The sequence below is a fragment of the Methanocella sp. genome, from assembly GCF_035506375.1.
Taxonomy (GTDB): Archaea; Halobacteriota; Methanocellia; order Methanocellales; family Methanocellaceae; genus Methanocella.
In genome coordinates, this window is the sequence record NZ_DATJPM010000070.1 from 1 (window position 1) to 13,134 (window position 13,134).

Genomic DNA, 13,134 nt, shown 5'->3' on the forward strand with positions numbered 1-13,134 from the left:
TGCCCATCGTGGTAAAGTTTTTAATAAGCAAAATTGGGGTCTCCAGGGGGTAAGTAAGAGCGCTCCGCGCGGCATCAGCCCTCTTCAGGATATAAAAGTAAGCAGGGGGTCTCCGAGGGGGCATCAGCCCCCTTCAGGAAAATAAAAAAGCGCCGTGTTCGCCGTGTCGCCGTGGTGAATTAAGTGCTGTGTCGCCGTGGTGTCGCCGTGTCGAATTTTAAGGAGCGCCGTGTTCGCCGTGTCGCCGTGGTGAAATCCCTAGGCGGCCGCTTCGATCCTGAACTCGAACTCGCCGTCGGGTATGCGCTCGAACAGCGGCGTATTGGCCGCATATCGCACGAAGGTGGGCAGCTCGAACACGTCGCCCCGGCGCAGGAGCCCCAGCGTATCGCAGGGAATAACCTCCGAGGCGTCGGCCGTAATGGCATAGACGGAGAACCCGGTGGTCGGGCCCAGGCCTACAGATTCCGAGAGCTTCAGGAAGTACTGGTCCGCGTAAGACCGCAGGAATTCCTCGTCGGGAACGCTGTGCAGCTCGCTGAGACTATAAGTCGCCTGGCTCGCCAGGAACTCGGGCGAAAAGCCGGCATAGTAGCTTTCAGCGGCGTCGATGGTCGCCGGATTATCCACTGAGGCAAGAACTATATACTCCTGCCGGGGCTTTGCGGGACGGTAGAGCGGCCCGTCGCCTTCTCCGGAGACGATGCCTTCGATTATGCAGATCTCGTCCAGGTCGAAAGATTTCAAGATCGCGTCGTGCACCTGCACGAACGTCTCGCATAACAGCTTATAGCCCCGTGCCATGTTCTTCCTGGAGATGCTCGACCAGAGCGGGTCGGCACAATAGTGCCCCTCGGCCCGGCGCGTAGAAGGCTCCAGCGCGCCGTACAGGTTTTTCATGGCGCCGGTGATCAGGGCGTTGCTATGCGATTTTAGCTTGGCGATATTGATGATGGCGTCGATCTCGCCGAAGATACTGTTCACGTCCAGCGAGGCGAAATCCTCGTTCCAGGCCTTCGAAGGCGATATCTCCAAACGGTCGGAAGAGCCGTCTGTCAGCAGGTCATAGAGGGGCACGTCGCTGCCTTCCAGCAAGGACTCGCAGCCCATCTGGAGGAATACTCCCCTTGTTCCGCCGGGCCATTTCGTGCCCTCGGCGATGAACGGCCTGCCACCGTGGGATTTTATGAAGTCGCAGGCGGCCATGATGGAGAACGGGTCGGTGCAGACGTGGTTGTGGACCGTCAGGTCCGACTCCCTGGGGCCATATTTGAGCGACGGGTTCGGCGGCTGGGTAAAGTTCGGCTTGACCATCACAGTGCCGTTAAGCTCCAGCCTGTCGAGCTGGCCGTCTCTCTCCAGCGCTCGCAGCGCTTCCATTGTATTATCGTAAGCCGCCCGGCCCAGCGTGGGAGCCTCCCGGCTCACGGCAACGACGTCGAAGTTCATTGTGGTCACCGCGCTATATTGCACTTTTTCGAATAATAGTGGAAAGAGAGGTCTTCGTAGCATCGGGGGCACAGCATGCCGTAGCCCTCCAGCTCGCGCATATCGTAGAGGCACAGCGGCTGCCCGCAGACGGCGCACTTCGCGCTCTCGTCGATGTTCCGCCCGCACCTGGAGCACTTCGTGAAGCTCCCTGTCATAAGGGGTCTTTTCAATCCGATTTTATATTAATGTTGACCGCCGAAAGTACGCTATTAAATAAATGGCGCATTTGTTATCATTGGGCCCGAACTTTTATCTAAACCGCTAATTTTTTATTAAGAGTATATACCGCGCCGTGTATAACGCAGGCAACGTATTTCGAAGTTGTTGAACGTTGAAAGTTTTATGGACGCCAGAGGATTCTTATTCACTTGCCTGGCATTGATCACCGGCAGTATCGTGCTCTTGCCCATGTCCGCCCACTTCGGGATATCGGGCAGCACAGCATCGATTCTCGCTTCGCTCTCGTTGCTGGGAGGCATCGGGGCGGCGTTCCTGACTGCGCATAAGGAGATGGAATCGGCAGGCGATGCCCGACGTAAGGCACCATAGGCCCGTCAAAAATGTCGTACAGGATTAAGGCATAGTGCCACGATTCACATCGGGGATGATAAAAACATGGTGGCAGTCATCTAGTATTTTTTAAAAAACCCTGGTTAGATTACATGGCAGTCGTCTGGCAGGCCCCCAGAGAATAACGCCAGGATGGCCGGATGCCCGGGCCCCGAAGCACTATGCGATATCCCTGGACGTATCGATTGTAATGCGGTCGGTCACGCGGAACTTGATAAAGTCGGTGATGGGGCTCATGCCCCGGATCTTGGGCAGGGTCAGCTTATTGATGATCTTATCGCCCTTCCGCTCCAGGTCGATGTCGAATATCACATCGCACCAGTACTGGACGCGGTTTTCCACAGACTCGTGGTGTATGCCTTTTATCATCATAAGGTAGCAGATGCTATTGCCGTCGTTGATGATATCGTAGATCTTATCCAGGATAGGCTTAAGCGTGTCACTTTCGATGCCCACCTCCAGCAAAAAGCTAAAGCTGTCGAAGATTATTGTAAAATTTTTCTCATTCCGGATCTTCAGGGAATCCAGCCACTCATTAATATACTGCACGAGCTTTTTCGAAGCCCATTGCCGGTCCGGAGTATCGTGCAGTATCTTATGATAATACTCGTCGTGGAGGTCGATGAATTCAACGTTGTTCGATTCGAAGTCGAGCTCCATCATGTGCCGCTTTATATACCGCGGGTTCTTGTGCGTCGTAATGTAATAGGTCTTACGGGGAATCGTCAGCTCGAAGAGAAAGACTTCCGGCATTGACTTAGGGTTTGCGGAAAAATAGACAAGAGCACCGCTAGGCAGGCCCCCGTTCAGATTTCGGTCCAGTATGTCGACTCCGGTGGGAAGCCTCGCTATTTCGACGGCGGGCTCGTTTCCAGAGGGATTACTAGCCACCCGGTCTCCCATAGTTTCAGGTATAATACTCACCCATTTTTTCGGAGACTATATGAATAGCGCGAACATCACATATGCGATGATCATCATTACGATAGCGTATTTCAAGCCTGACATTACTCTTCCTTCGCCCATCACTCCAGCGAGTATTCCGGCGAATAATCCTTGAATTATGGCCGCATGGAAGAACAGGCGGTAATAGTCAGCAGGATTAAAAGTCGATATAAAGGTTGCGCCGGAGCCATAGGAGGAGCCCTGTGTGGCCGCGGCGTTGGTATTACCCGCGGTGGCCATGACCGGTATGAAGCTGGACGAGAGCGTGTAGACGCAGTAGATAAACACGCAGAACGACATGAAGATGATGACCACGTAAATGAGCATGCCGTCCGAACGCTCTTTTTTAATCTGCTCGCCCATTTTGGCATCGTTGGCCGCCACGTTCAGGACATCGCGTATATCGCCGCTCGACTCCGCGGCCTTCGTGATAAGGGTGATAACCCGTGTTGCGAGGGATGTGTTCAGGGAGTTCGCGAACATCTTGAGGGCCGTGTTCACGTCCGTGCCCCACGAGACGTTCCGGTTGATCTTCTGGACCTCCTTGCTGATAGTCCCGAAGTTCGAGTTGCTTATGAGAGCGATCGACTGCGTCAGAGTCATGCCCGTCTCGTTCGTCGACGCCAGCTTCTTCAGGAAGTCGGGCATCTCCGCCGAGATCTTCCGCTCCCGCCTGCTCTTTGTTTCAAAGAAGAGTGAAAGCGGTATCATAATGATAAGGATGACGAATATGATTATATCATCGAAGTACCCTATGAGGGGGCCAAAGAGAATGAACGGGTCTCCCGAGTTCGCCGCCTTAGTGTGCTGAAGTTGCGCTGTGTCCGTTATCGCCTGGGAGAGATTTCCGGAGGTCAGCAAAATGTATACGATGATAAAGAGGACCGCGACCGGCACGCTGATCACCAGCGAAAGCATGGGCTTTTCCAGGATGGGCCCGATCGGGTTCGCCATGAACTCCTTGAACTTCAGGTTTTTCTTTCCAGTCTTCATCTTCTCGATCATTTTATGATCTTCTGCGGGGCGCCCGGAATCTTCGGCCGGCACCTTATCATAGACGTTGGTTCTCACGATCTCGAACTTATTCGCCGCCTCTTCCTCGCCGGGCGTGAGCATGCTGATCAGGACGATGAACATGACGGAGCCCAGCGGGAGCATACCGTAGATGATCACGTATAATAGCGTGGGGCTGCCGCCGTTCATGATGGTCATGACCGACGACATGATGATGATGAAGAGCGGCCCGGCGACGAATCCCGTCACATAGGACTCAGCGATCAGCCCGAGTATCTCGAGGAAGGATTTCTGGTCCTGCAGCAGACGCTGCTGGTACTGGTCCGTCTTGCCCAGCAGGTACACCGTCACGTTGCCGCCCGCGTCGATGACCGACAGCAGATTCGTCAGCAAGTCCTGGAGCATATCCGAGGACGTCTGGTTGACACAATTAATAATGGCCGTCCGGAGGTCGCTGCCGAAGTAGTCCATGTCGCGTATGATAATGCCTATCTCGCGGGATATTTCGCCGTACGTGCTCTCGGCCGCGTTCAGCGCCCGCAGAATGCTGATGATATCCATGCCGCCCTTGGAGAGGGCGTACATGAACGTCACGGCGTAAGGTATCTGCTTGTTGATCTTGGACTTTCGATCGCTGGCGTTGATGGACGGGATGAGCATGATGACCGTATACGTGATGTAATATCCGAACACGGCCATGATGGACATGCCGAGGAAAATGACGATTATATCGGTGAAGGGCGTGATCCAGGCCAGCGATTCAGGCATATGGATATTGGTGAAGTTGCCATTTTTATTGATAATGCCGAGGATAAGGAACGCGATGACGACCCCGAGCAGCGCCCCGACAAACCCGACGATCATCGACACGAGATATGCCACAGAGGCGTAGATCTCGTAAGGCTGGTTCATATGGGCCTGGCGGAGCTGCTTCTGGAGAGAGTAAAAACGTTCTTTGTGCTTGCGCACTTCTCCGCCGAATATGACGTGAGCTATCGTGCTGAATTCGTCCATGCCGACCGCCTATTCCTTAATGCCCAGCTTCTCCAGCACACGGTCCGGCTTGACGGAGTAGGCGTGGATGATCGCGGCTATCTGCTTGAACTCGCGCACGTTGTTGTTCAGCATATACTCGATCACTCTCTGTCTACGTCCCAGCTCGTTATTCAATTCACGCTTACTCCAGGCACGGCGCTGTGCGATCTCCGTCAGCACACGCGAGTCGCCGATACGGTCGAACTTATCCGTGGACGAGTTCCAGACAAAGATATCGTTCGTCCGGATGTTCCTGGTATTCGGGTCGATGTCGTTGATCTCGACGAGCTTCATGTTACGCCTGACACGCTTGTTCTTCAGGTATGTCTGAGCCTGGATGCTGATGATGTCGAGCGCCGTGATCATCGTCCTGGGGACGCTGATGGGCGGGTTCTCCAGCCGGTGGATGGCGGACTCGACTGAGTCGGCGTGCATGGTCGAGAATGTAGTGTGGCCCGTCGACATGGCCTGGAATAAGGTCAGCGCTTCCTTACCACGGACTTCGCCGACCAGCAGGTATTCGGGCCTTTGCCGCAGCGCCGCCTTTAGCAGGTCGAATATTTCGATGGCACCCTTCCCGTCTGCGGCGAAGGAGTCCCGGGTCAGGCCGGGTATCCAGTTCATGTGCGGTAATTTTAACTCACGGGTATCTTCCAGCGAGATGACTTTCGCCTTGGGCGGTATGAACAGGGAGACGGCGTTCAGCGACGACGTCTTGCCGGATGCCGTGCCGCCCGAGAAGATGAGCGACTTGTTGTTCTCGATACACAGCCACAGATAGGCCATCTCTTCGCTCGAGAAGGTGTTCCAGGCGACCAGGTCGATGGGCGTTATGGGCACTTCCTTGAACTTACGGATGGTGAAGGTGCTGCCGCGGGTCGTGACTTCCTTGCCCAGCGTCATCTGGATACGGGAGCCGTCGGGCATCGTCGCATCTACCATGGGCTCGGCGATGGAGATGTGCTTGCCGCACCTCTGTGCCAGCCGGATGACGTACGAGTCGAGCGGCTTCTCGCCATACACGATGTTAGTCATGATGTTCTCGTAGTTCTTATGGTAAAGGAAGATGGGCGTGTCGAAGCCGTTGTTCGAGATATCCTCGATGAAGTTGTCGTGCATGATGGGGTTGATCTTGCCGAACTCGAGATAGTCCCTGTCAATGTAATACATGATCTTATAGTACGACTTGGTATCGATCTTCCCGATGTAATCGTTGATGATCTGCGTGGTCTTATCCTTGAGCAGCTCTTTCTTATCGGTTTTCGCGTCCAGGTTCTCGATCATGAGGACGTCCTGGAGCCGGTCATAAACCTCGACGAGCAGTTCCTTTTCAAATACTGTCAGGGACGGCTCACATACATAATAGAGATAGTTGTTCGTTCCCTCGTTGTAGAGGATGACGACGAACGCGTACGGCTCATCGACCCAGTAGCGCTCGACCTCCTCATAGCCATTGACGCCCGGGAACGAGGCCATTGTGCCATGCTTTTCGACGTCGTAAGGCTCGAAGACGATCTTCTGGCGGACATTTTTCTTTTTATCCTTTTTATCCTTGCCCTTGCCTGCCTTCTCCTCTTCGGCATCCTTAGCGATTTCCGCTCCGGGCTTGATTATCGTGGTAAGCTCCTGTAGCAGCTCATCATCGTTTTCTAAGCTATGGTGGGCTGTCGCCAGCGTGGCGGCTTCCAGACCGCTGGGCATGGCGGTCCTTACCTCGGGGCTTTCGGCCTGGGGCTCTGTCGCGATGGGGACGACGGGCACGGACTCCGCGGAGACTTTTCCGACATTGTCTAAAATATTATTTAACGGCATGTCATCGGCCTCGGTCTCCTTTGCCTTTTCCGGCACAGGCACGGCCGCAGGCTCTGGTGAAGCCGGGGTATTTAAGCCGGGAGTAGTAGTAGCTGTGGGAACGCTTCGGAACAGTCGGCTTATCCTTTCATCGTGTGTATCGATAGGGCTCTCCTCCTTCGGAGGTGACATATCGCTATCGACTCCATGGTATCCGGCGATACTCGACTCATCGGCCATCTTTTCCGCGGGCGGCTGTTCTGGTGTACCCGCTTCATTCTCCTTGTTGTAAACTTTCTTTTTCATCAGGCCGTAGAATGTTTTTTTATCCGCTTCGTGATGCCCTAGATCAAGGTCTTTTTCGGTTCCTGACACGGTTTTACACTTCCCCATGCTTTTTCTTTTGCCCTTTCAGGATAATAATCTCTAATGATTTGGCGTAATTATAATCATATCGACCGTAAGGGTATATAAACTTGGCGTATAAGCCCTCGATAAACAGGAAAGAATAAATAAATAAATTTCGTTTTTTACTAAAAATTTGGTTAATATCGATGAAAATATTAAAAAAATTTAAACGATTATCTTCCATCCGCCATCATCGACCATGTTGAAAGTCCCGTCTATATAGTATACCTGTCCCGGAGAGCGGCTGTAGTGGATACTGCTCCAGTGTACGGCGACGGCGTTATGGCCGCCGATCCTGCCTGTGGACTGGATCGAGTCCGTCAGGATGTATTGTATCGCCATCTTTTCCCCGGCCGTGCCGTAGGTCCGGGACATGTTCTCCTCCATGCTCAGGATAGAGTCCCTGCCCATTGGCTTCAGCGTCGAGCCGTCGACAGTGACGAGCAACCTGGCAGCACGGGTATATTCGCCCGAGCTGATGCGGTCGAAATAGCTCTGGGCTGTCCGTTCAGGAGTACTGTCGATGTCGTCCGGGCCGTAAACGCTATTGAGCGCGTAGGCGACTATCCCGTCAGACGACTTGACCATATAGAATATCGGGACCGGTGAGGAAGGGTGCATGTAGTATATGACCTCGAAGCTCAGGTTCGAGCCCATGTACTGGATCGTCTTCGTGCCGTAATAGACGGTGCAGTTATTGTACTGGCCGGCGGGCACGATTACCGAGTCGGTGCCGTAATAATCATACGTTGATCCCGGAGTGTTCCATGTCTCGTCCATCGTGGTCATGTTCAAAGACTTCGGCATAGCTACCGTCTGCATGCCTTCGCCATCGATGACAGTCAGGGTCGCGTTGTTGACGCCCTCGTGGCTCCGGTTAAGCCAGGCGTCCAGGCGGCTGGAAACGTTACCGCTAACCGTAACAGAAGCGAGCCGGTCGCCGTCCTTTTCGCCCGGGTAGGCGAGCACCGTGAGCAGCCCCTGGCTCTGATTTTCGGCCGTGGCTATCGTATAGGTCGCCATGCTGAATTTAGCAGGGTCGAAAACGTCTTTTCCGGCCAGCGTCGCCTTATGGTCCGTCGACGGGGCGGTGCAGCCCGCCAGCGATACGATCGCCGCGAGTACGATGAGGACAAGTACACAGGTCATGCTCTTCTTTGTCATTCTATCGGCTCCATTTCGAGCAGTTTTGCCACGGCATACGCCGGGAATACGTGGGAGATATCAGTACCTGCTCCCACATAAGTGTATGGGAAGCCCAGCTCGTCCAGCGCGTCCTTCGCGATGAAGCTGCCCAGGCCACAGATGGCCGCGCGCCGGATGCAGTAGTTCTCGGATACGGTGGCTATTCCCTCTTTCAGGTCTTCCACCTGCGACCAGTATGCCTGCTTCGCGATCTCCAGGGCTTCTTCCCGCGACAGCTCATCAAGGTCGCAGCACACCACGCGGGCCAGCCGCAGGGCGGACGCCGCTTTCGTCTTCCTGGCCCCGTCCGGCGTATCGCAGGAATAGTCCTTCTGGCCGATATGGCCGAGGAGCAGGTTCACGTCGGCCGTTATGGCGAAAAGCTCCGAAGCCGTCCGCACGGCCATGTCCCGTAGAAAGACCGCCCGCAGCAGGGCAGCCACGTTCGTACGTAACGCGCCAGCGTAGATCAGCTCGCTCCGGGAGAGCCGCTGGAAGTCCGTCAGGCCCGCCACAGGGATGCCGGCCACTATTGGTATTATGTCGGTGGTAGTGCTTCCGATGTCGATGAACAGGATGTCTTTATGGACGCAGCCGATAAAGCGGGCGGACGCCGACCAGTTCGAAGCCGATAATAGGTGATGATCACCCGCACTGGGGTAAAATTTCCCGTCGCTGCCGTAGAAAACGGCTTCCGGGAAGACTTTCTTCACTTCACCTGCGATATGCCCGATACCTTCCTTTTTCGAGGCGAAGCAGTCGGCCAGCTCGCCGGTGATCGTTACGCCGACGGCGTCTGTCTTCCCGGCCTTTTTCTTAATATCACGGAGAGTGCCCGCGATATCGCAGCCCTTCCACAGGGGCAGGTATTTTGAGTAGGTGAACTTTCCGTTAGAAGTTGCAGCCTTTGTGTTCGCGCCTCCGATGTCGATGCCCAGCTTCATGATCGCTTCTCCAGATCGGCCTTAGTGAACGAGTAATGCCCTTTTATGCCCACGCTCTCGGGTAGAGTGCCGAATCGGGCCCTGAGTATGAGGTCCGCGATATTGGCGTCCAGTACCTTATCGAGCGCGAGGACGGCCGTCGTCGGCCTCGGGTTGACGTCGACCACGTAAGGCCGGTCACCATAAACGATATCGATGCCGAAGAGACCCTGGCAACCGAGCATATGCCCGGCTTTTGTGGCGACGCCGAAGATCTCCCGCTTCGCCGGATGCTCGTATGGCACCTCGTTGCCGTCGTAATGGATGAGCTCGAAACCGTCCGACTCGATGGTCTTTATGTACTGCTTATTCAGAGTCAAAGGGAGCATGGTCTTTCCCCCGATGAGCGAGACGCTTAGGTGCTCGCCCTCGATATATTCCGTCGATATAAAGCCTTCGCGTTCGACGGGGCCCTGCGACATGAAAATTCCTTCGGCACCGCATCCGTAGCGGGGCTTGACGACACATCTGACGCCTTTCTCGTGGACCAGCCGGGGCGCGGGAATGCCGTTATATAATAATGTCTCGGTCGTCTCCCGCTTATCGGCGCAGAGGCGGATGACCCTGGAAGAACAGCCCAGGTTGATGCATTTCTTCTCGAGCCCGGCCGTGTATTTTTCCAGCGACGCGTCCGGGGCTATCAAAAGGAAGCAGTCGCATTCTCGGGATAATTCTGCGAGACCCGCCTCGAAGTCCCGGGGCACGCGCACCGTGCAGCCGGCCGCCTCGAACGAGCGCCGGAGCGTGTCCAGCATGGCCCGGCCCTCATTCGCCAGGCCCTCAAGGCCTGCGCAAACCGAATACTCGGCCAGCAGTATCTTCATGACGCTCTTGAATAAGTGGCCGTTGATATAATACTGTTTCGGTTTTTTCGTTGAGATAGAAGGGTTTATTTTGCTGGAGCGTTATTATAATTCGGAACACCAATTGGGGATGCACCATGTCTTCCATCGGATCAAGATCACTGGCTTTCACGCTGGCCTGCGCCGTGCTGTTCACGGTGGCGGCCCCGCTGGCTTTCGCAGAGGAAAAGACCATTGCCCCGACAGGGTCTGACATATCGGTCATTATGGGGGCGACCGGCAGCGGTGTCGCCCGGGCAAGCGTCTATCTGGACGGCACGCTGGCGGGCACGACGGACTCGAAGGGCAACTTTACCTTCACGACAGCCCCGGCAGCGGGCACGCATACGGTGACGGTCTCGGCAAAAGGCATTAAGAACGCGACCGCCAGCACCGACTTCGCCACGAAGCCCGTCGTCATCAAGGCCGAGGCCGGGAAAGGTAAGAGCCTGAGTATCCACGTCACGGACGCGAAAAGCAAGATGGGCCTGGCGGACGCGAAGATCGTCAACGGCAAATACGTCGTCGGCAGTACCGATGCGAGCGGTGACCTGAAGATGGCCGACTTCCCGATGGGCATTTACCTGGTCAAGATACAGAAGGACGGCTACAGGACTACCACGACGCTGTTAATCGTCTTATCGAACCGTACGAGCAGCTACGCGTTGAGCCCGACGGCTTAAGCGTAGCCTGCTTTTGCAGGCTATTCGCTTTTATAACACGATTACGCTTAAATAAAAAGGCGCCATTTAATTGTTATTTTCAATTGATGGTGAAGGGCGAATGCCGGAAAAACAGATGGCCATAGCAGTCCAGGAACAGGCCCAGTACAAGAACAAGTATATCATACTCGGGATAGTCCTGACCGCCGTCTTCATGGGCGTCCTGGATACGAACGTCGTGAATGTCGCCCTGCCGACGATCACGACCGCCTTCGGCGTAGAGCTGTCGCAGTCCCAGTGGGTCGTCACTGTATATCTTATCGTTAATACATCGTTGTTGCTCATTTTCGGAAGATTATCCGAATACACGGGCAAGGTGCGCCTGTTCTTCGCGGGCATCGCCATATTCACCATAGGCTCGCTGGCCTGCGGGCTTTCCGGGAGTTTGAACGAGCTCATCTTCTTCAGGATCATACAGGGCATGGGCGCTTCTATCGTATATTCCATCAACACGGCCATCCTGGTGCAGGCTTTCCCGAGGAATGAGCGGGGGAGGACATTAGGGCTGATAGGCACCATCGTGGCCATCGGCAGCATCGCCGGCCCCATCCTCGGTGGGCTCATAACGGGCACCATCGGCTGGCAGTATATTTTCTTCATCAACGTGCCGGTCGGCATTATCCTCCTCTTGGTCGCAGCCAAATACCTCAAGCTTAAGGAAGTAAGCTGCAAGGTGAAGGGCATGGACTGGGTGGGCGCTGCGGCACTCATTCTGACCATGGTCTCGCTGATGATGCTACTTGGCGACCTGGCCGGCAGCCTGACGGTCGACACGGAAATGCTGATCTACGCCTGCGTCTTCTTCGTGTCCCTGGCCGGCTTCGTCTTTACGGAACTGAATCACGAGAACCCGATCATCGACCTGCGCCTCTTCAAGGTGAGAAAGTTCACCTTCGCGAGCCTGAGCACGATGATCAACTTTACGGCTTTCTCGATGTTTATTTTGAGCATACCGTTCCTGCTGCAGTACGTGTGGGACTATACGCCCGAGCAGATAGGCATGATGCTCCTGGCCGTGCCACTTGTAACGGCGGTCGTGGCGCCCCTGAGCGGCTACATGTACGATAAGCTCCAGTCCACGTACCACAGCTCGTTCGGCATGCTGGTCACGGCGATCGCGTTGTTTGTCCTGAGCTTTGTGGTAAAATTACATAACCCGCTATTACTTGTGGTCAGCTTCGGCTTCTTCGGCCTGGGCACCGGCATGTTCACCAGCCCCAACAATACGGAGATCATGTCGTCGCTGCCGATGAACAAGAGCAGTACGGCGTCGAGCATGCTGGCCACGGTGAGGAACTTCGGGAACGCCATTGGCGTATCCCTGGCGAGCATCATATTGTACCTGATGCTCTCGAACGCCGGGTTCGCGAGCATCATCGAGGCAAGCGTCAGCGGCAAGGATGCGCTGGCAAACTCTATCAGCGTCGTACTGTTCGTAGGCGGAGCACTGTGCGTTATCGGCGTGATCACGTCCCTTATCGTAGGCTGGAGCAAGAACCAGGAGATAAACGTGCCGGCGGCGTGCGATGTGGCCGCGAAGCAATAGGGCTTTTATAAGCCATTCTAAGCCTATTAAGAATGCTCAAAGACGTTTTCAGCCACGAAGTTACGCGAAGCTGGCCTGAAGCTCATAGATATTATTTAATAATTTTGCTGCGTTGAATATTGATAGGTCATTGTTTAGCAAGTAGTCTTATTTTTATCGTTTGCGTAATAGCCAAATTTATCGATAGTTTCCGATTATCTTTTTCAATTTTTATGCTTTGTTGAATATGCCCTTTTAAGTCTCGGAGTGTACTGAGGCACTATTTTTCACCACGAAGGCACGAAGAGCACGGAGGCCCACAAAGCCTTTTTTATAATTAAGAGACAAAGGACACAGAGCCGCTTTTTGAGCTTATAAGATACAAAGGATATGAAGGCACGATGGCAAAAAGTGCTCTTGTTCATTCCACTGTGCCCTTGTATCCTTCGTGCCCTGATGTCAATGAACCAACTTTGTGTACTTTGTAACTTAATCTAAAAAAAAGACTTTGTGGGCCTCCGTGCTCTTCGTGCCTTTGTGGTGAAAAATAGTGCCTCAGTACACTCCGAGACTTAAAAAGGCATATTCAACAAAGCATAAAAATTGAAAAAGATAATCGGAAA

11 protein-coding genes are annotated in these 13,134 nt (G+C 54.3%); 3 read left to right on the forward strand and 8 right to left on the reverse strand.

The genetic code is table 11. The annotated features are described in order from the left end of the window. Positions 1-258: 258 nt before the first annotated feature. Positions 259-1,449, reverse strand: a complete 1,191-nt coding sequence (locus tag VMC84_RS09270; RefSeq protein ID WP_325379909.1) for a DUF362 domain-containing protein — start codon at positions 1,447-1,449, stop codon at positions 259-261. 5 nt (positions 1,450-1,454) lie between these two features. Further along, on the reverse strand, positions 1,455-1,646 hold the full coding sequence (locus VMC84_RS09275) for a hypothetical protein (protein WP_325379911.1): 192 nt from the start codon (positions 1,644-1,646) through the stop codon (positions 1,455-1,457). Between the two features lie 187 nt (positions 1,647-1,833). Here VMC84_RS09275 and VMC84_RS09280 point away from each other — a divergent pair, with 187 nt between their 5' ends. After that, positions 1,834-2,040, forward strand: coding sequence for a hypothetical protein (locus tag VMC84_RS09280; RefSeq protein WP_325379913.1), 207 nt, complete (start codon positions 1,834-1,836; stop codon positions 2,038-2,040). 180 nt (positions 2,041-2,220) lie between these two features. On the opposite strand, the gene VMC84_RS09285 is transcribed toward VMC84_RS09280, so the two are convergent. From VMC84_RS09285 to VMC84_RS09310, 6 genes are all read right to left on the reverse strand, one after another. Beyond that, positions 2,221-2,964, reverse strand: coding sequence for an RAD55 family ATPase (locus tag VMC84_RS09285; RefSeq protein WP_325379915.1), 744 nt, complete (start codon positions 2,962-2,964; stop codon positions 2,221-2,223). A gap of 36 nt (positions 2,965-3,000) precedes the next feature. Continuing rightward, positions 3,001-5,034 (reverse strand): type II secretion system F family protein, encoded by a 2,034-nt coding sequence (locus VMC84_RS09290; protein WP_325379917.1) that lies wholly within the window; start codon positions 5,032-5,034, stop codon positions 3,001-3,003. Between the two features lie 9 nt (positions 5,035-5,043). Continuing rightward, on the reverse strand, positions 5,044-7,152 hold the full coding sequence (locus VMC84_RS09295; RefSeq protein ID WP_325379919.1) for a type II/IV secretion system ATPase subunit: 2,109 nt from the start codon (positions 7,150-7,152) through the stop codon (positions 5,044-5,046). Between the two features lie 267 nt (positions 7,153-7,419). Beyond that, positions 7,420-8,418: a hypothetical protein gene (locus VMC84_RS09300; protein WP_325379921.1), complete on the reverse strand. Its 999-nt coding sequence runs from the start codon at positions 8,416-8,418 to the stop codon at positions 7,420-7,422. Beyond that, a complete protein-coding gene (locus tag VMC84_RS09305) occupies positions 8,415-9,383 on the reverse strand; it encodes a hydantoinase/oxoprolinase family protein (protein ID WP_325379922.1) in 969 nt (322 codons plus the stop codon). Before VMC84_RS09305 ends, VMC84_RS09300 begins: the two co-directional genes overlap by 4 nt. Continuing rightward, positions 9,380-10,246 (reverse strand): ATP-grasp domain-containing protein, encoded by an 867-nt coding sequence (locus VMC84_RS09310; protein ID WP_325379924.1) that lies wholly within the window; start codon positions 10,244-10,246, stop codon positions 9,380-9,382. Before VMC84_RS09310 ends, VMC84_RS09305 begins: the two co-directional genes overlap by 4 nt. 116 nt (positions 10,247-10,362) lie before the next feature. On the opposite strand from VMC84_RS09310, the gene VMC84_RS09315 reads away from it, so the two are divergent. Together VMC84_RS09315 and VMC84_RS09320 are read left to right on the forward strand one after the other, a co-directional pair. Then, positions 10,363-10,947 (forward strand): carboxypeptidase regulatory-like domain-containing protein, encoded by a 585-nt coding sequence (locus VMC84_RS09315; RefSeq protein ID WP_325379926.1) that lies wholly within the window; start codon positions 10,363-10,365, stop codon positions 10,945-10,947. A gap of 100 nt (positions 10,948-11,047) precedes the next feature. Further along, positions 11,048-12,532, forward strand: coding sequence for an MFS transporter (locus VMC84_RS09320; protein WP_325379928.1), 1,485 nt, complete (start codon positions 11,048-11,050; stop codon positions 12,530-12,532). Positions 12,533-13,134: the final 602 nt, after the last annotated feature.

Coding starts and splice junctions, on each gene's coding strand:
- VMC84_RS09270 (WP_325379909.1), bottom strand. CDS start 1,449: ATGAACTTCGACGTCGTTGCCGTGAGCCGGGAGGCTCCCACGCTGGGC.
- VMC84_RS09275 (WP_325379911.1), bottom strand. CDS start 1,646: ATGACAGGGAGCTTCACGAAGTGCTCCAGGTGCGGGCGGAACATCGAC.
- VMC84_RS09280 (WP_325379913.1), top strand. CDS start 1,834: ATGGACGCCAGAGGATTCTTATTCACTTGCCTGGCATTGATCACCGGC.
- VMC84_RS09285 (WP_325379915.1), bottom strand. CDS start 2,964: ATGGGAGACCGGGTGGCTAGTAATCCCTCTGGAAACGAGCCCGCCGTC.
- VMC84_RS09290 (WP_325379917.1), bottom strand. CDS start 5,034: ATGGACGAATTCAGCACGATAGCTCACGTCATATTCGGCGGAGAAGTG.
- VMC84_RS09295 (WP_325379919.1), bottom strand. CDS start 7,152: ATGAAAAAGAAAGTTTACAACAAGGAGAATGAAGCGGGTACACCAGAA.
- VMC84_RS09300 (WP_325379921.1), bottom strand. CDS start 8,418: ATGACAAAGAAGAGCATGACCTGTGTACTTGTCCTCATCGTACTCGCG.
- VMC84_RS09305 (WP_325379922.1), bottom strand. CDS start 9,383: ATGAAGCTGGGCATCGACATCGGAGGCGCGAACACAAAGGCTGCAACT.
- VMC84_RS09310 (WP_325379924.1), bottom strand. CDS start 10,246: ATGAAGATACTGCTGGCCGAGTATTCGGTTTGCGCAGGCCTTGAGGGC.
- VMC84_RS09315 (WP_325379926.1), top strand. CDS start 10,363: ATGTCTTCCATCGGATCAAGATCACTGGCTTTCACGCTGGCCTGCGCC.
- VMC84_RS09320 (WP_325379928.1), top strand. CDS start 11,048: ATGCCGGAAAAACAGATGGCCATAGCAGTCCAGGAACAGGCCCAGTAC.